This window comes from Tardiphaga sp. 862_B3_N4_1 (genome assembly GCF_051811085.1).
In the GTDB taxonomy this organism is placed as follows: Bacteria; Pseudomonadota; Alphaproteobacteria; order Rhizobiales; family Xanthobacteraceae; genus Tardiphaga; species Tardiphaga robiniae.
This window is the reverse complement of sequence record NZ_JBPWQB010000002.1, coordinates 2774985-2794274: the sequence shown is the minus strand read 5'-3', so window position 1 is coordinate 2794274 and position 19290 is coordinate 2774985. Positions and strand designations below refer to the sequence as shown.

Sequence of the window (19290 nt, the reverse complement as noted above, 5' to 3'; positions counted from 1 at the left end):
ACAGTGCCGAGGGAAGTTTGAGGAAGGTTTAAGTGGGACGTGGTCCCCAGATCGGGCCTCGCTCCATTTGAGCTACAGATAACAAAAAACGCGGCCTTTCGGCCGCGTTTTGCATATTTACGTGTGTACGACTTTACGCCTGCGGCTGCGGCTCCAGGCCACCGTCCGGACGCGGGCGCGGCTTGCCAGCGGGCGGCACAGCCGAGGTGCGCGGGCCCGACGGCTCCAGCACCGACTCGCGGTTCGGCTTCTTGCCGTTCAGCAAATCCGTGATCTCGTCGCCCGAGAGGGTTTCGAATTCCAGCAAGCCCTTGGCCAGCGTTTCGAGGTCATCGCGCTTCTCGGTGAGGATCTTGGTCGCTTCGTCATAGCCTTCGGCGACCAGACGCTTCACTTCGGAGTCGATCTTCTGCGCCGTGGATTCCGAGACCGCCTGGGTGCGGTTCATCTGCATGCCGAGAAAGACCTCGTCGTTGTTCTCGCCATACGACACCGTACCGAGTTCTTCCGACAAGCCCCAGCGCGTCACCATCATGCGAGCAAGCCGCGTGGCCTGCTCGATATCGGAGGACGCACCCGAGGTGACCTTGTTGCGGCCGAAGATCAATTCTTCAGCAACGCGGCCACCCATCATGATGGCGAGGCGCGAGGTCATCTGCTCCAGGGACATCGACATCTTGTCGCGTTCCGGCAGCTGCATGACCATGCCGAGCGCACGGCCGCGCGGAATGATAGTCGCCTTGTGGATCGGGTCGGTGGCGACGACGTTGAGGCCAACGATCGCGTGGCCGCCCTCGTGATAGGCCGTCAGCATCTTCTCTTCCTCGGACATCACCAGCGACTTGCGCTCGGCGCCCATCATCACCTTATCCTTGGCCTCTTCGAACTCGCTCTGCGTCACCATGCGCTTGTTACGGCGCGCGGCAGTCAGTGCGGCCTCGTTGACGAGGTTCATCAGGTCCGCGCCGGAGAAACCGGGCGTGCCGCGGGCAATGGTCTTGAGGTTGATATCCGGCGCCAGCGGCACCTTGCGGACATGGACCTTGAGGATCTGCTCGCGGCCGACGACGTCCGGATTTGGTACCACGACCTGACGGTCGAAACGGCCGGGACGCAGCAGCGCGGGATCCAGCACGTCAGGACGGTTGGTGGCGGCGATCAGGATCACGCCTTCATTGGCCTCGAAGCCATCCATCTCGACCAGCAACTGGTTGAGGGTCTGTTCGCGCTCGTCATTGCCGCCGCCGAGACCGGCGCCACGATGACGACCGACGGCGTCGATTTCGTCGATGAAGATGATGCAGGGCGCATTCTTCTTGGCCTGCTCGAACATGTCACGCACGCGGGATGCGCCGACGCCGACGAACATTTCGACGAAGTCCGAACCCGAAATGGTGAAGAACGGCACATTGGCTTCGCCCGCGACCGCACGCGCGATCAGCGTCTTACCGGTGCCGGGAGGGCCAACCAGCAGCACGCCGCGCGGGATACGTCCGCCGAGGCGCTGATACTTGCCGGGGTCGCGCAGGAATTCGACGATTTCCTGCAGGTCCTGCTTGGCCTCATCGACACCGGCGACGTCCTCGAAGGTGACGCGGCCGTGGGCCTCCGTCAGCATCTTGGCGCGCGACTTGCCGAAGCCCATCGCCTTGCCGGCGCCGCCCTGCATCTGGCGCGACAGGAAGATCCACACGCCGATCAGCGCGATGAACGGCAGCCATGACACGAGCAGCGAGACGAACCACGGCACGTTGTCGCCCGGAGCCTTGGCGGTGATCGAGACCTTGGCGTCATACAGACGCTTGATCAGGGTCGGGTCGCTCGGCGCATAGGTCTGGAAGCTGGAGCCGTTGGTGAAGGTGCCGTGAATCTCGGGACCCTGGATTACGACATCGCGGACGTGATTTTGATCAACTTCGGTGAGGAGCTGCGAGAACGAAATGTCCTGCGAGGCGGTGCGCTGACCAGGATTCTGGAAAAGCGTGAACAGCGCCAGCAGCAACAAAACGATAATGACCCAGAGGGCAAAATTGCGCAGGTTCGCGTTCATCGATCTTCCTTCGTCGCCGCGCGAAATCGCGGCCTTATTCCCTTGTGGGTCGCCACAAGGGTTCACCCTGGGTCGGTCGGATACAATCTAGGTGCGACCGAGGGCGCTGCCAAGGGAACTGGGATGGACTATTTAACGCATCTACGCGCATTTCCGGTTCAAATAATGGCAGTGCTGACGGGGTTTTCCCACGGTGGTTAAGGTACTGTGGGGCCACAGGTAGCTCTTTGCACTCAATCGGCGCGACGACGCCTGGGCGGCGCCGGGACGATTCTCAGGCGGTCCTGCGTCAGCGTGATCATGGCACCGGCGAGCGTCTGCTTCAGCAGAGTACCTTTCCCGCCCGATCGCGTGGCCTGAGCCATGGCGAATACCAGCGTTTCGACCTTACCGAGCTCGGCCGGCCCTTCGTGCCCGACCTGATCGATCATCCGCAGCAACAATCGAACGCGAATTTCCTCAGCCAGCCCCGCAAATGCTCCCGCATCGATGGCTTCGGGCACCCTGCCCGGGCTGTGCAGTGCCAGAAACCGCTCTGCCCCGTCGACCATCAGTTCCAGCGCAGCATCGGCACGCCGGAGCCGCGTCGCCAGCCGGGTGAGGTTGCGCGAATCGAAGCCCTCGGACGCCAGCGCCGGCATCAGCGCCCGCAGTCGCGGGCGGGTGTAGCTTGGGTCGGAATTACTGGGATCGGTCGCGAAGTCGATTTTCGCTTTGGTCAGCGTAGTAACAAGCTGCGCCTTCGCGATGTGCAAAAAGGGACGCGCGAGCTGGATGCCGTCACGCTCGGTCAGCCGCGCCATGCCCGCGAGGCCGGCAATGCCGCTGCCGCGCGCCATCCGCATCAGCAGGGTCTCGGCCTGATCGTCGCGAGTATGAGCAGTCAGTACATGGAATGCTCCGACGCTGCGCGCGGCCTTGGCAAGCAGCAGATAGCGCGCATCGCGGGCCGCGGCAGGCAGTCCGGTTTTCGGCTTGGCGCCAGTCCAGCGAAGAGTGCGGTGAGGAATATCGAGAGATGCCGCGAGCCGCTTCACGTCGCGGGCCTCGCGGGCCGCTTCAGGTCGTAAACCATGGTCGATGGTCACGGCAATAAGGTCGGGGCCGCGTTTGAGCGCACGCCGCCAACGCGCGGCGAGCCACATCAGGGCGACAGAATCAGGACCGCCGGACACGGCAAGGACCAATGCTGGCGCGGACGCCCAGTCAGCGAATAGCTGTTTCGCCATCTGGGCCGAAATCGGCGACTGGTCGTCGTCGGACATGCGCGTCAGAACCGGTTGCGACCCGGCTGATTGTCCGAGTCGATCACCTAGCACTTAACGCGTTTTTGCTCGCGATCCACGCCCTGTTTCACGCCGGCCGAGGCACGGGGATATTTCCGCGTCACTTCACCGAAGGCGGCACAGGCGGCTTCCTTTTCCTTCAGCGCGGCCAGCGACTGGCCGAGCCGCAGCAGGGCATCGGGCGCCTTGGCGGAGGTGTCGTATTTCGTGGTCACGCCCAGGAATGTCTCGGCGGCATCGCGATATTTCTGGCGCTGGAAGAAGCTCTCGCCGAGCCAATACTGCGAATCCGCAATCATTGGATCGCCAGGATATTTCTGGGCGAAGTTGCGCATAGTCTCTTCGGCCAGCGCATAGTCACGACGCTGCATATAGCCGATGCCGAGATCGAACTCGTCCTTCGGGGTCGCGCCCGGCGGCAACGTCGTCAGTGCTGGCGCAGCTCCGCCCTGGGCGGCATTGCCCAGCGGGAGCGGCTCGCCGGCCCCACGACCGCCCTGTGCACCGACTGGTGCGTTTGCCGGCATCGGCTGCTGCCCGCCACCCAGCGCGCGCGGCACGCCCGGCGCATTGGGGTTCGCATTGGGATCGAACGCATCGTTACGACGGCCAGCGCGAGGAGCTGGCGCGGGATCCTGAGCAATTGGTGCAGGTGCCGCGATCTGCGGCTGTTGCTGATTGTAGCCCGGCTGCGGCGCCTGCTGCACCGGGGCGGCAGCCATATTGGGGCGGCCACCGGCAGCACCGGGAGGCGCACCGGCCGAGGCGCCGCCGGCCTGCAGCTGCCGCAGCTGATCTTCGAGCTGGCGGTTCCGGAACTGGAGCTCCTCGTTCTGGCCGGTGAGCTGCCGCAGCTGGTTCTGCAACCGCTCGATCTGCAAGCCCTGATCGGCATCGTCGTCGCCCGACTGCTGGCCGTAGCCCTGCTGACGGGGAGCCGGTTGACCGAACAACTGCGCCCAAACCGGCGAAGCCGTGACGAGCAGCATGGAGACGAGTGCAGCGCCGGCGAGCGAATGAGATCTGGATGACATTTGAGCCTGAAAGTGACCGGTTTCGCGCCCCATCGGCGCGCATCACGATGAGGATTTCAGTACGCCAAAAATGTGACTTTCGACAGCGACAAAGGCGCCCGTTGAAAACAAAAACGGCGCCTGCCCGGGGGCAGACGCCGTTCTGTTTGATATCAGACGTCGCTTACGCGCCGGCGTTCAGCACGGTGACCGCACGGCGGTTCTGCGACCAGCACGAGATGTCGTTACACACCGCGACCGGGCGTTCCTTGCCGTAGGAGATGGTGCGCATCCGGCTGGCATCGATCCCGCGCGAGGCCAGGAAGGTGCGAACCGACTGGGCACGGCGGGCGCCGAGCGCAATATTGTATTCGCGGGTGCCGCGCTCGTCCGCATGACCTTCGATGGTGAAGGAATAGCGGTTGTACTGCTGCAGCCACTGCGCCTGCTTGTCCAGGGTCGCGATCGCCTGCGGCGACAGTTCGGTCTGATCGCTCTCGAAGAACACGCGATCGCCGACATTGACGACGAAGTCCTGCTGGCTGCCCGGCGTGGCGGCATTGGCCATCGCACCATCGGCACCCAAACCGTTCTTGTTGGCGCAGGCGCCCATCGACAGCGCCACGGCCAGCACTGCAGCCAGTTTTAATCCCTGGAGGATACGCATCTGATGCTTCATTCCCGGAGCCTCCACGCTCACGCTTTACCCAACTGTCATTCGGTCTACAGGGCGTTGGTTAAGCGAACGTTCCGTCAACCTTGATGAGGTGTTGCCAAAACCGATCAAAAGCCACAGGCCGCGAAAAAGCAACGACGTGGTTAATGGTTGGCAAATGTGGCGCGACGGTGAAGGTTCTGAGAAAGCAGCTGGTTTTAGGCAGAATCCCGCTGCAGGGACTGCTGAGAAGTCAGCAATGACCGACGACGGGACTGTCGCCCCCTTCCCCCTCAGGTGCGGGGCAACACCGCGGCCTGGGCGATATGGAACTCGGATGAATGGAGATCCGGCGCCAGAGGCTCGCTCTTGCGCTCGAACAGAGCCCGCTGCTCGAAGAGACTGGAGCGGAAATGTGGGTAGCGCATGAAAATGCGTTCGCGCACCGCGGCGTAGTCGGCCGCCATCAGGCATAGCGGCTTGGTCAGCGTCGGATAGGGCCGCGGCTCGCACATCGGCGTCTGCAGGAAAACCTTGCGATAGAACGCGCGATGCTCGGCGCGCACGGTCGCCGTCCCTATATCGGCTTTGAAATAGCCGCAGGCGACATAGCCCAGCCGAACCGTCATATAGGGCAGTTCAGGAAACTTGGTGCGGTTGTTCGGGTCGGCCACGAAGCGGTTCGGGTCGACGATGATCTTCCCTTTGTCCAGCTCGGGACGCAACAGGTCTCCGAATGCATCGACGGCAGGCGTTTCCGGATTGTCCGGCGTCGCTACGCTGACGCGCAGCGAACTGGCGAGCTCGCCATCAACGAATATCCCGAAAGTCCATGAATTCGGCAAATCATCGAAACGGTCGGCGAGACGGCGATCCGCGCGAGGCTCGATGGCCCCCTCATGGAGATAGGCTCTATAGCGCAGGCTATAGATCGCCTCTTTCTCAGCTTCGGTTTCGGCAAGACGGTAGTCAACCCGGTCGAGAATATCGCTGCGCTTCGAAGCTTCAGTCGCTTGATCGGCCGAAGCCATCATTCCGTCTCCTACGCACCAACGCCATGACTACGCGAGTAAGGAAAGGTTAAAGCTTTCTTAAAAGTTGTCAAAGGTTCTGCCACAATGTGGTTAACCCTTTTGGCCTATTCGGCGTGCGAAACGAATGGAAATGGAAATTCGAGAGTGTGGCCCGCGGCTGGTCAGGCCGGCGCGCGCGTGGCCTCTACATTGGCGCCGGGCTCGATCACGCGACGTCCGTGGGACGCGTCCAGGAGCTGCCTGATCCGGGTCGCAGGCACCGGGCGGCTGAACAGATAACCCTGGGCCTCGCTGATCGTGCCGTCGGCACTGATCAGCTCAAGTTGCTCGTTGGTCTCGATGCCTTCGACGACAACCGTCATTCCCAGATCGGCACTGAGGCGCGCGACGCCGCGCAGCAGCGTCAACGGACGGTCCGTATCGATCCCTTCGAGGAATGAGCGATCGATCTTCACTTTCTGCAGCGGGAAATTGTGCAGATAGCTCAGGCTCGAATAGCCCGTACCGAAATCGTCGAGCGAAATCCGGCAACCTGCTGCGTGAAGCTGCGCGAGGGCATCGTGGGTCCACTGCGTATTACGCAGCAGGGACGATTCGGTGATCTCGATCTCGAGACGACGCGCCGGCAGCCCGGACACATCGAGGGCGTAGCGTACCTCGCTCAACACATCGCGCTGATGAAACTGCTGTGACGAGAAGTTGACGGCGACGCTGACCGCGTCCGGCCACTTCATGCATTCGATACAGGCCTTGCGCAAAATCCAGCGGCCAAGATCGACGATCAGGCCCATGTCTTCTGCGACGGGAATGATATCGACCGGCGAAACAGTGCCGCGGACAGGATGATTCCAGCGCAGCAGCGCTTCGCAGGTCGAGATGCGTCCCGACTTCAGATTGACCAGCGGCTGGTAGTAAATCTCGAATTCTTCATTGGCGAGCGCCTGGCGCAGATCCAGTTCGAGCACGCGGCGCGCCTCGACCGTCTGGGCCATCTCGTCGCGGAAGAAGCAGAAGGTGCCACGGCCTGAGGCCTTCGCACGATACAACGCCATATCGGCGTTCTTCAAAAGGTTGTCAGCGCTGACATCGGGTTCCGTCAAGGCGATGCCGACGCTGGCGCCGATCTCGACCTGATGATTGTCGACCTCGTAGCGCTCACTAAGCCGTTCGACGATGCGACGCGCCAGATCGGCTGCATCATGATTTGTCTTGATGGCACGTTGGAACACGACAAATTCGTCACCGCCAAAACGGGCCACGAAGTCGTCCGCGCGCAACATTTCGCGCAGCCGATCGGCGACCATGCACAACAGCTGATCGCCGCATGGATGACCAAGCGTATCGTTGACCTGCTTGAACTGATCCAGATCAACGAACAGCAGGGCCGACAGCGTGGATTGGTCCGAGCTCTTCAGCATGCGGCCGATTTCGTTCCGGAAACTGACCCGGTTCGGCAGCCCCGTCAATTCGTCGAAACGCGCCATGTGGCTGATACGCGCTTCGGAATTGCGGCGCTCGGTAATGTCTTCAAGCAGAACGACCGTGCCGCCGCCGACCATCGGCTGAAACTTCCACGACAATGCGCGTTCGCTCTCGTGGGCATGATCAAGGGTCGTGATTTCGGCGGCCTTCGAGCTTTCAATCTCGGTGATGATGGTCATCGCGCTGGCCGACGACACCGTCCCCGCATTGACGCAGAGCGAGACGACTTCGCGCGCAGTCACGCCGCGTTGCACGAGATCCTCTGAAATCTCCATCATCGCGGTAAAGCGATTGTTGAGCACCGCCAACCGACCATCGGCGCCGAACATGCACAGGCCGTTGGGCATGTTGTTCAGCGCCGTATCGAACTGGCCGGCGATGGAGCCGACCCGCTCGGTGGCCAGCAGCGCCTTGACGTAGACGTCATGTAGACGAAGCGTGATCCGGCGCAGGCCGACAAAGAACAGGACGTTCAGAAACGCAAAGCCGATATAGTAGAAGTCACCGTGGATAATCAGCGCCAGCGCCATCGGACCGCACGCCAGCAGCACCTGCAACTGCGCGATCTTCGGACGGCCATAGGTTCGGCCGGCGCCGGCCGCGATATAGGCGACGGTCACTGCCGTACCCAGCATATGCGCGACCGGATCATCGCTGCCAAGCAAAACAACCCAACACCACAGGCCCAACGCGGCTGCATAGAGCGAGCCGCCAACCATGTAATTGAATTCCCAGCGGATCGCCTCGTCGGGCGTCAGCGCGGTCTCGCGCTTTTCATAGCGGCTAAGCTGAAGGGCCCGCAAAGCGCCAATGACGATGATCAGGGCGGCGCATGGCCACAGCAAAGGGTTGCCGGTCTTCACCGCAGTCATGACTGCGCCGGTCCCGGCGCAGACCGCACCGGCCAGCATCGGAATCGGATTTTCGAACAAGGAATCGACGAGCGCCGTGTAGATCGACGGCGACATCGATTTGCTGTTCGTCCGGTTGTGGTCGGCGAGCTGCATCGGGCGTAAATGCGTCCTGTTCAGGCGCACATTGGTACCGGGTCCTGATGAAGTCTTTCTGAGGGAACATCGTTAGCGAACTGTTTACGCATTCGCATAAACAGCAAATCTGCTCGTGATTTCAGCGCGGTGGGCAAAGTTTGCCGGGAATAGCCGGTAATCCGCCCGTCGCCGCCAATCGTTTGTTTACGATAGCAACGGCGACCAGGCCGGGTCGGACGCGAAGCCGGGCGTCGGGACCTTGAGTTCGTTACGACCCGAAACGTCGACCGTAAACAGGGACGGGCCCCCGCCCGTATCGCGGAAGAACATGATCACGCGGCCATTGGGCGCGAAGGTGGGACCCTCATTATGATAGCCGGACGTCAGCAGCCGTTCGCCGGACCCGTCGGGCTTCATGATGCCGATCGAGAACTGCCCGCCGCCCTGCTTGGTGAAGGCGATATAGTCGCCGCGCGGCGACCAGACCGGGGTCGAATAGCTGCCTTCGCCGAACGAGATGCGCTGGGCACCGCCGCCGGTGGCCGCCATCGTATAGATCTGCGGTTTGCCGCCGCGATCGGATTCGAAACAAATCCGTGCCCCGTCCGGCGAATAGGACGGCGAGGTATCGATCGCCGGCGTATCAGTCAGGCGCGTCGTCGACTTCGACCGCAGATCCATGACGAACAGGTTCGAATTGCCGCCCTGCTGCAGGCTCATGATGACACGCTGGCCATCCGGCGAGAAGCGCGGCGAGAACGACATGCCCGGGAAGTTGCCGACGACCTCGCGCTGACCCGTCTCGATGTTGAAGAGATAGACCTTGGGATCACCCTGGCCGAATTCCATATAGGTAATCTCTTGCGTGGACGGCGAGAACCGCGGTGTCAGCACCAGATCCGCCCCGCGCGTCAGGTAACGCACATTGGCACCATCCTGATCCATCAGGGCCAGTCGCTTGACGCGGCGCTCCTTGGAGCCCGTTTCGTCAACGAAGACCACGCGGCTATCGAAATAGCCTTTCTCGCCGGTCAGGCGCTCATAGATCTGGTCGGAAATGATGTGGGCGATACGACGCCAGTATTCCGGCGAGGTGAAATATTGCTGGCCAGCCAATTGCTGACCGGTGGCGACGTCCCACAGCCGGAATTCGGCCTTCAGGCGACCATCGCCCTGTCGGGTCATGCGGCCAGTGACCAGCGCCTGCGCATTGACGGTCTTCCAGTTCACGAAGTTCGGCGGCGCGTCAATATTGATGGCCTTCTCGACGAAGGCCGCCGGATCGATCGGCGCGAACAGGCCGCTGCGCTTCAGATTGTTGGTGATGACCTGGGAGACGCCGACGCTGACTTCGTTATCCGCACCGGTGCCGGCGGAGAAGTTCGGGATCGCGATCGGCAGCGGCGCGACATTGCCTTCCGTGATCTGCACGCGCGCCTGCCCGAAGGCGGTTCGCGCGCTGGTGCCCATCAGCAGACCGGTCGCCGCCATTCCTGTGATGATCTGTCGGCGACTTGGGCGAAACAACATCGGGGGCAATCCATTCTTGTCGGTCATTATTGCGGGCTTTGCTCGGTATTCGTGATCGTCACCAGGAGTGACGTGCTCATGACCGTCGTTCGGTGAAAACGGGTTCGAAAAACTTCCACTCGTCAAAAAACGCCGTAGGCAGTTTATACGGCGCGCATTCTATGATCGCACGCAGTGCGCTCTCCTGATAGACGCGGAAATACGGCGTCGATGGATTGCTGATGGCAACCGGCGTCGTTTCCAACGACCCGTCACGCCTCAGCTTGACGCTGAAAATCGACTCGGTCATCTGCGCTTCGATGCCGCCATAGGGCTTCTTCCAGCAGCGCTCGACCTGCGACTTGAACATTGCGCCCCAGGTGGCGACGTTGTTGCTCGCATTGCCTTTCGCCAAACCCAGAGCCTCGTTCGGATTGAGGTCGGACCCCGTCACCGAATTCCGGGTCGGATCGCGCTTGTCGATCAGCGCCGCGATCTTTGACTGATCGAACACGCGCTCGGCCTTCTTGGCCTCTGCTGCCTTGGCCTGTGCTTCGGCCTTGGCTTTCGCTTCGGCGTCAGCCTTGGCTTTGGCCTCAGCCTTCGCTTTGGCTTCTGCTTTAGCCTTGGCTTGCGCCTCGGCCTTCGCCTTGGCTTCTGTCTGCGCCTTGGCGTCAGCCTCGGCCTTCGCTTCAGCCTCTGCCTTGGCGTCAGCCACCGCCGCCGCTTTGGCTTCTGCCTTTGCCTTGGCATCGGCCGCGGCTTTCGCTGCAGCCTCGGCTTTTGCCGCAGCCTCCGCCTTCGCTGCTTCGGCCGCCGCTTTCTCGTCAGTCTTCGGCTGTTCCTTCGGCGCCGTCTCGGTGATCACCGGCGGCTTCTTGTCGTCGATCTTGCCGACGGTATCCTCGACCGGCGGCTTGGCCTCGGCGACCTTCTCCACCTTCGGCTTCGGATTTTCCTTCTTGCCGGTCTTTTGACCGACCATGGACTGGCTTTCGACGCTGATGTCGACCCCGACGGAATCCTCCGGCATCACTTCCAATGCCTTGGAAGAGAACGTGAGAAGTCCCCACCCGATCACGATGACGTGCAGGGCTACCGATGCGATGAGTGTCTTGTCGACCTTCACGATCAGATTTCCAATCCTGCTCCTGCCCAGATCAACCGGCTGTTCCACGAGCTTACGTCCCCTGCTCCGGCAGGATCACGATATTGGCCTTGAATCCGGCAGAGCGAACAGTGCCGAGCAATTTCATCATGTCCGTGTAACAGACGTCCTTGTCACCACGGAGAAACACGGTGTTGTCTGTCTCCGAACGCGTCGCCCGGATCGCCTTGATCTTGGCGTCGAGCTCACTCACCGGCACCAGGGCGTCGCCGACATACATTTCGACTGCCGAATTACAGCCACCGCCGGTTCGCTTCACCGACACGGTGAGTGGCGGAGCATTCTGCGATATCGACTTGCCGCCGCTTGCGATCGGCAGGTCGATATCGATGGTCGAGGTCATCAGCGGCGCCGACACCATGAAGATGATCATCAACACGAGCATGACGTCGACCATCGGGGTGACGTTGATCTCGGCCATGACGGCAGCACGCCGGCGCCCGCGCCGACCTCCGCTACCACCGCCCGAGCCCATATTCATCCCCATGACAGGGTGCTCACTTCAAGGTTCAATTCGTCACCCATCAGACGCGCTCGTCGATCTGGCGCGACAGGATCGCTGAAAACTCGTCGGCAAACCCCTCCAGGCGCTGGGCCTGTTTGTTCACTTCTGACGTGAATTTGTTGTAGAAAATAGTCGCCGGGATGGCGGCGATAAGGCCGATGGCCGTGGCAAACAGCGCTTCGGCGATACCAGGTGCGACCACGGCGAGCGACGTGTTCTTCGAGGCGGCAATCGCCTGGAAGCTCGACATGATGCCCCAGACGGTGCCGAACAGGCCGACGAAGGGGCCGGCCGAACCGACGGTCGCCAGCACCAGAAGGCGGCGCTCGAGGCGCTCGACCTCGCGGGCGATGGAGACGTTCATCACCTTGTCGATGCGCATCTGCAAGCCGGTGAAGGAGCGCGCCTGGCTTTCGAAAGACCGCTTCCACTCGCGCATCGCCGCGACGAAACACGCCGCCATCGACTGCGTCGGCTTGGCGGACAGCGCGCGGTACAGATCCTCGATGGACTCGCCGGACCAGAAGGCCTGCTCGAACCGGTCCATGGCGCGGCGTGTGCGCGCATACAGGAACATCTTGTCGATCGCGATCGCCCAGACCCACACCGAACAGCCCAGCAGTCCCAGCATGACCGCTTTCACGATCCAGTGGGCCTGCAGGAACAGCGCGATCAGCGAAACGTCGGATGAAGCCAGCGGCAGGGCTGACTGCGCCACATCGGCCGGATTCATGAACGGTATCCTCTCAACGCAAAAATCCTCAATTTGCCAGCGACTTGCTCATCGCTGGTGCCGCGGCCACGCATCGCGCGCGGCGCGGAACGCCAGTGCAATGTTCTTGTTGTGTCGCATGGAGGGCTTGTCCGAAGCCGAGCCCTAAATTCCCTGCCAACATGTCAAAACAAGGGCTTGCACGCGTTTCTGCGGCTTTTACCAGACGCCAGTCATGGTTAATGCGGAGTTACCAAAGCGTGTTTTGGCCGAGAAATGAAGCGGTATTCGCTTGTTCGTGAAGGGCCCGTGACAAAGCAAAACCGCCCGTCTGAATGATCAGACGGGCGGTTTTGTCGGCATCGGGCGAAGGGGGCGCTACCGCCTGACGCCTATCAGTTTGGGGCTGTTAGCCCTGCGGCTGATTGTTATCCGATGGCGGGGTCGGCTTTGGACGGTGTTGCGCCATGAACTGGTCGAACTCTTCCTTGTCCTTGGCGTGACGCAGACGATCGAGGAAGTTCTTGAATTCGTGCTGTTCTTCCTCGAGGCGGCGCAGGGTTTCGACGCGATATTCGTCGAAGGCGCGGTTGCCCGAGGTCGGCGGGCCGAAGCCGAAGCCCGATCCGAAGCCTGAGCGCTCCATGCGGTTGCGCATGCGCTCCATCTTGTACTGCATCCGCTCCATCTTGTTCTCGAAACGGCCGTTACGATCCCAGCAACCCATTTTTCTGCTCCCGAGTGTGAAGAAGAGAAGTGCGAGGCCAACCGGCCACCAGATGATAAAACCGAGCACGATCAATACGATGTGCCATGGTGAGCGCATCTGGTAGGACACCCGATCATCGGCGGGTGGACCCCATCGATTGTAATCTGCAGCGTTGGCCATTTTCCTCTCCATCAGCGGCACCATGCCGCTTGTGAATGTAAATAACATTTACATACCTAGCTCACAGCCGGATTTTGTCAAGACGACCGCAAGGGGAGCGCCGCGAATTATTTTGGGGCGGTTCCCCAAGGACCCGATTTGGGCGCTGTAGATGTGTCGGACTTGTGGACGTTTTGGTCGGTTGGAAAGCCCAGTCCGCGCAAATAAATCAGCGCACCGGCCTCCAGCAGGTCGTCCGGCGACATCGGCAATTTGCGCCGCGCGGCATCGCCGCGGCCGAACAGCGAGGCCACGCCATGCGCCAGCGACCAGATATGCAGCGCCATCATCATCGCCGGCGGACGCGTCACACCGGGCGGCGTCAAGGCGGCCAAACGTTCTGCCGCCGCACGGATCACACCGAAGGCACGTTCTCCCGCCGCGGCCAGTTCAGGACTGGAATCTACGGGGATTCCGGATTCGAACATCGCCGAATAGAAGGCCGGTTCAGTGCGGGCGAAAGCGAGATACGCCTTGCCGATCCGCTCGAAGGCCGTGACCGTATTCGGCCGGCCATCGTCCCACGCCGCCGTCAGCACCAGCTCGAACTGCTCGAAGCCACGCTGCGCGATGCTGGCGAGGAGGTCGTCGCGATCGCGGAAATGGCGATAGGGCGCGGCCGCGCTGACGCCGGCCGTGCGCGCGGCATCGGCGAAGGTGAAGCCCGCAGGCCCCTTCTCCGCAATCAGCCCCAGCGCTGCCTGCAGCAGGGCCTCCTTCAGATTTCCGTGGTGATAACCGCGCTCGCCGCGGCTGTCTTTGCGCCAGCTCATGTGAAGGGCTTTAACATGAGCCGGGCCAAAAGGTCACACCAAAACGGTGTGACCGGCGCAAATTCCCTCAACAAATCAACGCCCGCCGCATGCGGAAATCCTGCGGCAGGCATGCGGCCGTGTTGCGACACGACCGTTTCATCCCCGTCGCAGTGATTTTGCCTCAGCCGAGCCGCTTTGCGGTGGTCTGCATTTCCTCAAATCCCGAGGCGACGGCCTGCACGTCCTCCGGATAATCGGCCATTTCCTGCACCTGGCGGATCTCGATCACCTCGTTGGGCGTCGCCGGGCAGCGACTGGCCCAGGCGATGGCCTCATCGCGCGAGGCGACGTCGATCATCCAGTAGCCGCCGAGCACTTCCTTGGATTCCGCAAACGGCCCGTCGGTCACCACCGGCTTGCCGGATGGAAAGGACACCCGCGCGCCCATCGATGGCGGGTGCAGTCCATCGCAGGTGATCAGCACACCGGCATCCATCAGCGCCTTGTTATAGGCCATCATCGCGGCGACGCGCTCGACATCCTCCGGCACGGTGCCCGGCGCCGCAGTCTCATAGCCGCCGGGGATCATCAGCATCATGAATCGCATGGTCACTATCCCTATTGATCTCTTTGCTTATTTCTTCGCGGCTTGCGCGCGCAGACGCTCTTCCTTCTCGCGCAATTCGGGCGTGAGGGCGTCGCCGAAATCCTCGGCCGCAAACACCTGACGGATCTCGATCTCGTCGCCGGCCGCAAACGGCGCGCGCTTCATCCACGCGATCGCCTCGTCCTTCGAGGCGACGTCGATCAGCCAGAAGCCCGCTATCAGATCGCGCGTCACATCGAACGGCCCCTGCTTCACCACTGGCTCACTGCCGGTAAAAGCGATGCGCGCGCCCTTTGAGGTCGGATGCAGCCCCTCGCCGGCCTGCATCACGCCGGCATTGCACATCTCTTCATTGAACTTGCCCATCGCGGTCAGCAGTTCCGTCGTCGGCATCACGCCGGCTTCGGTGTCCTTGTTCGCATGCACAATCACCATGAAACGCATCGGTCTCTCTCCGTTGGAAGGTTCGACTGCAAATATGACGATTGGCTCTTTGCCTGACCGACATGACCGGTGAAATTATTTCAGACGTCATGACCAATGGATTTTTTCCTTCAACCATGGTCAGCGGCAATCCCGCTGCGAAGTTGGGCTATGCCGCTGCCCAATCGGCCTGGTCCAGGCTTCTACAATTACAGGATCAAAACTGGCCGCCCGTGTGGCTCTCCCGGAAACGCAATTATCGCTCAACAGCATTTCGAATGATCGACTAGCGCGACGCCCGATCATCTTTCAGCGCATCTGCGAATTCGGTCACGATTGCCTTTATCAGGCGGCCGCTGAATCTATCCTTTTGCCACAGCGCCGTCATTTCGACAGGAGATGGCTCCCAACCTGTCAGGACGCGGACAAGCGCACCGGATGTCAGTGCGGCTTCAACCAAAAAGAATGGCAGGTTGGCAATCCCGAGGCCCGCAATTGCGGCGTCCACCAATATCGTCTGCCGGTTGGCCGCAAAGCTGATTTTGGGATGGATAGTCGCGGTCACGCCTTTGTCGTTTCGCAGATCCCATTCGACCAGATCGCGACGGATCGCAAGCGCGGGAATTTCCCTGAGGTCCTGCGGCTCGTTCAAACCGGGGTGTGCCGATAAAAAGCCCGGACTCGCGACCAGCACTCTCGGCAAGGTGGCAATTCTCCTGAAGATGAGTTCGGAGTCCGCGACCGGCCCCATCCGAACCACCAGATCATATCCTTCCTCAATCAGCGACACTCTGCGATCGGCAAGCGTTATCTCAATCGTGACATCGGGATGTCTGACTCCGAACCGGATCAACGCAGGCGCAAGCACTGCAGTGGCGATATCGGGCGGCAAGGAAAGACGAATGTTGCCCGACAGGGCTGCGCGCTCGTCCTGAACCTCGGCTACGGCCTCTTCAGCGAGCGAGAAGGCCGCACGGCTTCGTTCGAAAAGTTGCTGCCCCTGCTCTGTGAGCACGACGCCCTTTTTCGTCCGCCGGACGAGTCGGACGTTCAAGGTATTTTCCAGCACCGACAGTCGCCGGGACAGCGTCGCTTTCGGAATGCCCGTCGCACGCTCGGCCGCCGCGAGCCCTCCCGCCTGGACGATGCGGGTGAATAGCGCAAGGCCGTCGAAATCTCCGAAGACTGTCATGTTCCATTTATGAAACATGATGAGGTCATTTTTCAAGTCTGCCGCGGGCTTTGTTTCATTTCTACACTTATGGACGAGCAATGACGCTCTTTGAGCCAAACGAGGTCAGATCATGCCCAATTACTTCACCCCGGAAAATTCCGCGCTTCTGCTTATCGATCATCAGATCGGCACGATGCAGTTGATCAAGAACATCGACGTCGCCCGGGCCAAGCGCATGTCGCTGGCACTGGCGAAAACAGCGAGCATCCTGAACATTCCGACCGTCCTGACGTCGAGCCAGGAAGATCGCCTGCAGGGGCCGCTGTTGCCGGAGCTGCAGGAGATCCTGCCAGACGCCTTCAAAGCGCGTGTCAAGCGCGAAGGCATCGTCAATGCCTGGACCGACGTCAACTTCAAGGCGGCGGTGGAAGCGACGGGACGAAAGAATCTGATCATGGCCGGTGTCACGACCGACGTCTGCCTCGTCTTCCCAGCGATCGATGCGGTGACCGAAGGCTACAGCGTCCAAGCGGTCATGGATGCTTCGGGGTCTCCATTCGAGCTCTCCGAGGATATGTCCCGCCGGCGCATGCAGGATGCTGGCGTTGTTTTAACAGCGACCAACACGATGATCGCCGAGCTCGCTCAGAACTGGGGAACGCCCAATGGGCAAAAACTCATCCAGTTGCTGTTCACCGAAGTGCTTCCGCCGATCAATCCGTAACGCCGTCGCGCCCGCCGAAGCTGGAGCCTCATTGGTTCTGATTGAAGCAGAACCGGGCTCCAGCTTTTTGTTTGACGCGTTTTCTTGACGCGAACCGGCATCCACTTCGCTCGAAAACGCGATAAGGAGAAAAAACATGACCTCAGTACCAACCATCGAAGGGATCGGCGTCGTCTCGCCCGAAAGCCATCAGGTGCGGTCGCAAGGGCCATTCCAGTTGCGTCGAATCCATCCCGGCATCTCTCTGGGACAGCCAAATGACGCAGGCTTCGGCGGGCTTGGCGTTATCGACCACGCCCGGCTGCAACCCGGCCTCGTCGTGAGGATGCACGAGCATCGCAATGACGAGATCATAAGCTACATGCGCGCAGGCCGCATGCAGCACACCGACTCCGCCGGAAAGAGCGAACTTATATCGCCCGACCGGTTGATGGTGATGAACGCAGGCCGCGGCTTTCATCACGAAGAGCGAGTTGTCGGAGACGACCAGATCGAAATGCTGCAGATTTTCGTTCGGCCTGAGGCCGCAGACGAAGAGCCGATCGTTCAATTTGTTGAACTCGATAAAATCAAGCGCAACGATCAATGGCGGTTGCTGACCGGACCGAAAGGATCGGGCGCGCCGACCTTCGTACGTCAGGCCATCTATTTGTACGATACCCATCTATCGGCAGGTCGAAGTATCGACCTCCCGTCCAAACCCGGGTTTGATCGTTGGCTATATGTTTTTCAGGGCAGAATATCTGCGGGACAGCACGACGTCGGAACGCACACCGCGCTGATGCTTGCCGCGGATCAGGCCGAGATGAATGTTACCGCTGTCCAGGAAACGGACCTCGTTGTTTTCCTCGTTGATCGGAGCGCTAAGTTCTCGCGTGGAGGAACTATCAGTGGCTGATCCGAATGGATGGTTCGGATCTTATCCGCACTCGTATGATTACGCCCTTACGACGCCTGCTTCTGAAACACCCCGTTCTTGTAACTCGCGCCGAAATACACATCGATCGACCGGATGAGATCGCCCTCGAAGCCGAAGACTTCGGTGTTGCGAAAGCTCTTGCCGTCTTTGGCGACGCAACGATAGGTCACGAAAGCCGTATCGCCATCGACGGCGATACGCTCGAGATCATGCTGCGCGATCCAGTCGGCGACACGCCAGCAGCGGGCGAAATAGGTAGGCTTGTCGATCCCGTCATCGAACGGGCTCGTAAAGGTGAAGTCGTCCGTGAACGCATCTTCGACGGCCCCGCGGTCATTGCGCAGATAGGCTGCAAACAGGTCTCGAATGATCCCCGCCTTGTCGGCACTCATGATGCTCACTCCTCCGGAAACATGTGCGCGTACGGCTCCGCCTCCTTCACCACCCGCGCGAATGATGGACGCGCCAGCAACCGGCCGAGATAGGCCGAGACGTTGCGATGTGCGTCTCCGAACGGATGCACCTTGTTCGCGTAGTACAACGCCGGAGCCGCGGCGCAGTCGGCGAGCGTGAACGCTGCGCCCATCGCCCACGCGTTCGTCGCCATCTGCTTGTCGATCATGCCGTAGGATGTGGTGAGCAACGCACGCGCCATGGCCACACCATGCGGATCCTTCTTGTCGGCCGGCACCAGACGGTCGCCGACGATCTTCTGCGTCGGCGTGTGCACGTAGAGATCATAGAAGCGGTCGCGTAACCGCATCTGCAGGCCGGCGTCGCCATCGGGGATGAAACGCGTGCGGCCGGGAAAATGCCGGTCGAGAAACTCGATGACGATGGAGGACTCCGGCACGATCGCGCCGCGCTCATCATCTTCCAGCACGGGGAATTTGCCGATCGGCCACAGTTTCAACAGCGCCGCGCGCTCGGCTTCGTCGCCGAGATTGACCATATGCGGCGTAAACGGCGTGTCGTTCTCGTACAGCGCGACCAGCGTCTTCCAGCAATAAGACGACAGCGGATGGAAATGCAGTGTGAGGGACAAGGGAACCTCCTGTCGGGATGGATGAAATACATCGCCGCTGCATGAGCCTGGCGAATGACGTCGACCAAGGACGAATGAGCTCTACGCGTTCCGACAAGTATCGGCCCATTTTCGCGACAGGGGAGCCAAAATCCTTCCATGCGGGCCTTGGACATATTCAGAGCTCGAAAAGTAGAACGATACTAAGCTGGCAACCTGTGGAAATGGCCATTTGCCGTTCACACCGCTTCACGCGCGCGTTACCGACTTAGCTGAAAATTAGCTAAGGAGCGTAAGCGTGGCCATTTCCCAAACCTCACAGCGACTCTTCGG

Annotated in this window: 19 protein-coding genes; 2 read left to right on the top strand and 17 right to left on the bottom strand. The window is 60.9% G+C overall.

What is annotated here, in order from left to right; genetic code table 11:
* Window positions 1-133: 133 nt before the first annotated feature.
* The 15 genes from ftsH to AB8B02_RS30445 all read right to left on the bottom strand — a co-directional run bounded on the left by ftsH (window position 134) and on the right by AB8B02_RS30445 (window position 16344).
* Window positions 134-2050: an ATP-dependent zinc metalloprotease FtsH gene (gene ftsH / locus AB8B02_RS30515; protein ID WP_093759402.1), complete on the bottom strand. Its 1917-nt coding sequence runs from the start codon at window positions 2048-2050 to the stop codon at window positions 134-136.
* Window positions 2051-2283: 233 nt separating this feature from the next.
* Complete coding sequence (gene tilS / locus AB8B02_RS30510; protein WP_120288535.1) at window positions 2284-3315, bottom strand: tRNA lysidine(34) synthetase TilS; 1032 nt, start codon at window positions 3313-3315, stop codon at window positions 2284-2286.
* A gap of 47 nt (window positions 3316-3362) precedes the next feature.
* Window positions 3363-4370, bottom strand: coding sequence for a tol-pal system protein YbgF (gene ybgF, locus AB8B02_RS30505; protein ID WP_120289126.1), 1008 nt, complete (start codon window positions 4368-4370; stop codon window positions 3363-3365).
* 163 nt (window positions 4371-4533) lie between these two features.
* Complete coding sequence (gene pal, locus AB8B02_RS30500; protein ID WP_068733555.1) at window positions 4534-5028, bottom strand: peptidoglycan-associated lipoprotein Pal; 495 nt, start codon at window positions 5026-5028, stop codon at window positions 4534-4536.
* A 269-nt stretch (window positions 5029-5297) separates the two neighbouring features.
* Window positions 5298-6038 carry an N-acyl amino acid synthase FeeM domain-containing protein gene (locus AB8B02_RS30495; protein WP_374725695.1) on the bottom strand — a complete coding sequence of 247 codons (741 nt, stop codon included), beginning with the start codon at window positions 6036-6038 and terminating at the stop codon, window positions 5298-5300.
* 161 nt (window positions 6039-6199) lie between these two features.
* The gene (locus AB8B02_RS30490) at window positions 6200-8527 is read right to left on the bottom strand and encodes a putative bifunctional diguanylate cyclase/phosphodiesterase (protein WP_089261975.1); all 2328 of its coding nucleotides are present in this window, start codon (window positions 8525-8527) and stop codon (window positions 6200-6202) included.
* 186 nt (window positions 8528-8713) lie between these two features.
* The gene (gene tolB, locus AB8B02_RS30485) at window positions 8714-10039 is read right to left on the bottom strand and encodes a Tol-Pal system beta propeller repeat protein TolB (RefSeq protein WP_093760005.1); all 1326 of its coding nucleotides are present in this window, start codon (window positions 10037-10039) and stop codon (window positions 8714-8716) included.
* A 76-nt stretch (window positions 10040-10115) separates the two neighbouring features.
* Window positions 10116-11147: a cell envelope integrity protein TolA gene (tolA, locus tag AB8B02_RS30480; protein ID WP_120289124.1), complete on the bottom strand. Its 1032-nt coding sequence runs from the start codon at window positions 11145-11147 to the stop codon at window positions 10116-10118.
* 52 nt (window positions 11148-11199) lie between these two features.
* On the bottom strand, window positions 11200-11673 hold the full coding sequence (locus tag AB8B02_RS30475) for a biopolymer transporter ExbD (RefSeq protein ID WP_120288534.1): 474 nt from the start codon (window positions 11671-11673) through the stop codon (window positions 11200-11202).
* A gap of 37 nt (window positions 11674-11710) precedes the next feature.
* Window positions 11711-12424 (bottom strand): protein TolQ, encoded by a 714-nt coding sequence (tolQ, locus tag AB8B02_RS30470; RefSeq protein WP_089261977.1) that lies wholly within the window; start codon window positions 12422-12424, stop codon window positions 11711-11713.
* A gap of 388 nt (window positions 12425-12812) precedes the next feature.
* Complete coding sequence (locus AB8B02_RS30465; protein ID WP_089263604.1) at window positions 12813-13292, bottom strand: DUF2852 domain-containing protein; 480 nt, start codon at window positions 13290-13292, stop codon at window positions 12813-12815.
* A gap of 107 nt (window positions 13293-13399) precedes the next feature.
* Entirely contained in the window at window positions 13400-14104 is a 705-nt protein-coding gene (locus tag AB8B02_RS30460) for a TetR/AcrR family transcriptional regulator (protein WP_089261979.1), read from the bottom strand.
* Between the two features lie 163 nt (window positions 14105-14267).
* On the bottom strand, window positions 14268-14693 hold the full coding sequence (locus AB8B02_RS30455; RefSeq protein ID WP_089261981.1) for a YciI family protein: 426 nt from the start codon (window positions 14691-14693) through the stop codon (window positions 14268-14270).
* 27 nt (window positions 14694-14720) lie between these two features.
* Window positions 14721-15137 (bottom strand): YciI family protein, encoded by a 417-nt coding sequence (locus AB8B02_RS30450; RefSeq protein WP_089261983.1) that lies wholly within the window; start codon window positions 15135-15137, stop codon window positions 14721-14723.
* A gap of 265 nt (window positions 15138-15402) precedes the next feature.
* The gene (locus tag AB8B02_RS30445; RefSeq protein ID WP_439065886.1) at window positions 15403-16344 is read right to left on the bottom strand and encodes a LysR substrate-binding domain-containing protein; all 942 of its coding nucleotides are present in this window, start codon (window positions 16342-16344) and stop codon (window positions 15403-15405) included.
* Between the two features lie 76 nt (window positions 16345-16420).
* On the opposite strand from AB8B02_RS30445, the gene AB8B02_RS30440 reads away from it, so the two are divergent.
* Both AB8B02_RS30440 and AB8B02_RS30435 read left to right on the top strand, forming a co-directional pair.
* Window positions 16421-17014, top strand: a complete 594-nt coding sequence (locus tag AB8B02_RS30440) for an isochorismatase family protein (protein ID WP_120288533.1) — start codon at window positions 16421-16423, stop codon at window positions 17012-17014.
* A gap of 136 nt (window positions 17015-17150) precedes the next feature.
* On the top strand, window positions 17151-17912 hold the full coding sequence (locus tag AB8B02_RS30435; RefSeq protein WP_120288532.1) for a pirin family protein: 762 nt from the start codon (window positions 17151-17153) through the stop codon (window positions 17910-17912).
* Window positions 17913-17959: 47 nt separating this feature from the next.
* Here AB8B02_RS30435 and AB8B02_RS30430 read toward each other — a convergent pair whose 3' ends face one another.
* Both AB8B02_RS30430 and AB8B02_RS30425 read right to left on the bottom strand, forming a co-directional pair.
* Window positions 17960-18325, bottom strand: coding sequence for a nuclear transport factor 2 family protein (locus AB8B02_RS30430; RefSeq protein ID WP_120288531.1), 366 nt, complete (start codon window positions 18323-18325; stop codon window positions 17960-17962).
* Window positions 18326-18330: 5 nt separating this feature from the next.
* On the bottom strand, window positions 18331-18978 hold the full coding sequence (locus tag AB8B02_RS30425) for a glutathione S-transferase family protein (RefSeq protein WP_120288530.1): 648 nt from the start codon (window positions 18976-18978) through the stop codon (window positions 18331-18333).
* Window positions 18979-19290 lie beyond the last annotated feature (312 nt).

What these genes read in the sequence shown, in the direction of transcription:
- ftsH (WP_093759402.1), bottom strand. Translation starts at nt 2,050, where the DNA reads ATGAACGCGAACCTGCGCAATTTTGCCCTCTGGGTCATTATCGTTTTG.
- tilS (WP_120288535.1), bottom strand. Translation starts at nt 3,315, where the DNA reads ATGTCCGACGACGACCAGTCGCCGATTTCGGCCCAGATGGCGAAACAG.
- ybgF (WP_120289126.1), bottom strand. Translation starts at nt 4,370, where the DNA reads ATGTCATCCAGATCTCATTCGCTCGCCGGCGCTGCACTCGTCTCCATG.
- pal (WP_068733555.1), bottom strand. Translation starts at nt 5,028, where the DNA reads ATGAAGCATCAGATGCGTATCCTCCAGGGATTAAAACTGGCTGCAGTG.
- AB8B02_RS30495 (WP_374725695.1), bottom strand. Translation starts at nt 6,038, where the DNA reads ATGATGGCTTCGGCCGATCAAGCGACTGAAGCTTCGAAGCGCAGCGAT.
- AB8B02_RS30490 (WP_089261975.1), bottom strand. Translation starts at nt 8,527, where the DNA reads ATGCAGCTCGCCGACCACAACCGGACGAACAGCAAATCGATGTCGCCG.
- tolB (WP_093760005.1), bottom strand. Translation starts at nt 10,039, where the DNA reads ATGTTGTTTCGCCCAAGTCGCCGACAGATCATCACAGGAATGGCGGCG.
- AB8B02_RS30475 (WP_120288534.1), bottom strand. Translation starts at nt 11,673, where the DNA reads ATGGGGATGAATATGGGCTCGGGCGGTGGTAGCGGAGGTCGGCGCGGG.
- tolQ (WP_089261977.1), bottom strand. Translation starts at nt 12,424, where the DNA reads ATGAATCCGGCCGATGTGGCGCAGTCAGCCCTGCCGCTGGCTTCATCC.
- AB8B02_RS30465 (WP_089263604.1), bottom strand. Translation starts at nt 13,292, where the DNA reads ATGGCCAACGCTGCAGATTACAATCGATGGGGTCCACCCGCCGATGAT.
- AB8B02_RS30460 (WP_089261979.1), bottom strand. Translation starts at nt 14,104, where the DNA reads ATGAGCTGGCGCAAAGACAGCCGCGGCGAGCGCGGTTATCACCACGGA.
- AB8B02_RS30455 (WP_089261981.1), bottom strand. Translation starts at nt 14,693, where the DNA reads ATGCGATTCATGATGCTGATGATCCCCGGCGGCTATGAGACTGCGGCG.
- AB8B02_RS30450 (WP_089261983.1), bottom strand. Translation starts at nt 15,137, where the DNA reads ATGCGTTTCATGGTGATTGTGCATGCGAACAAGGACACCGAAGCCGGC.
- AB8B02_RS30440 (WP_120288533.1), top strand. Translation starts at nt 16,421, where the DNA reads ATGCCCAATTACTTCACCCCGGAAAATTCCGCGCTTCTGCTTATCGAT.
- AB8B02_RS30435 (WP_120288532.1), top strand. Translation starts at nt 17,151, where the DNA reads ATGACCTCAGTACCAACCATCGAAGGGATCGGCGTCGTCTCGCCCGAA.
- AB8B02_RS30430 (WP_120288531.1), bottom strand. Translation starts at nt 18,325, where the DNA reads ATGAGTGCCGACAAGGCGGGGATCATTCGAGACCTGTTTGCAGCCTAT.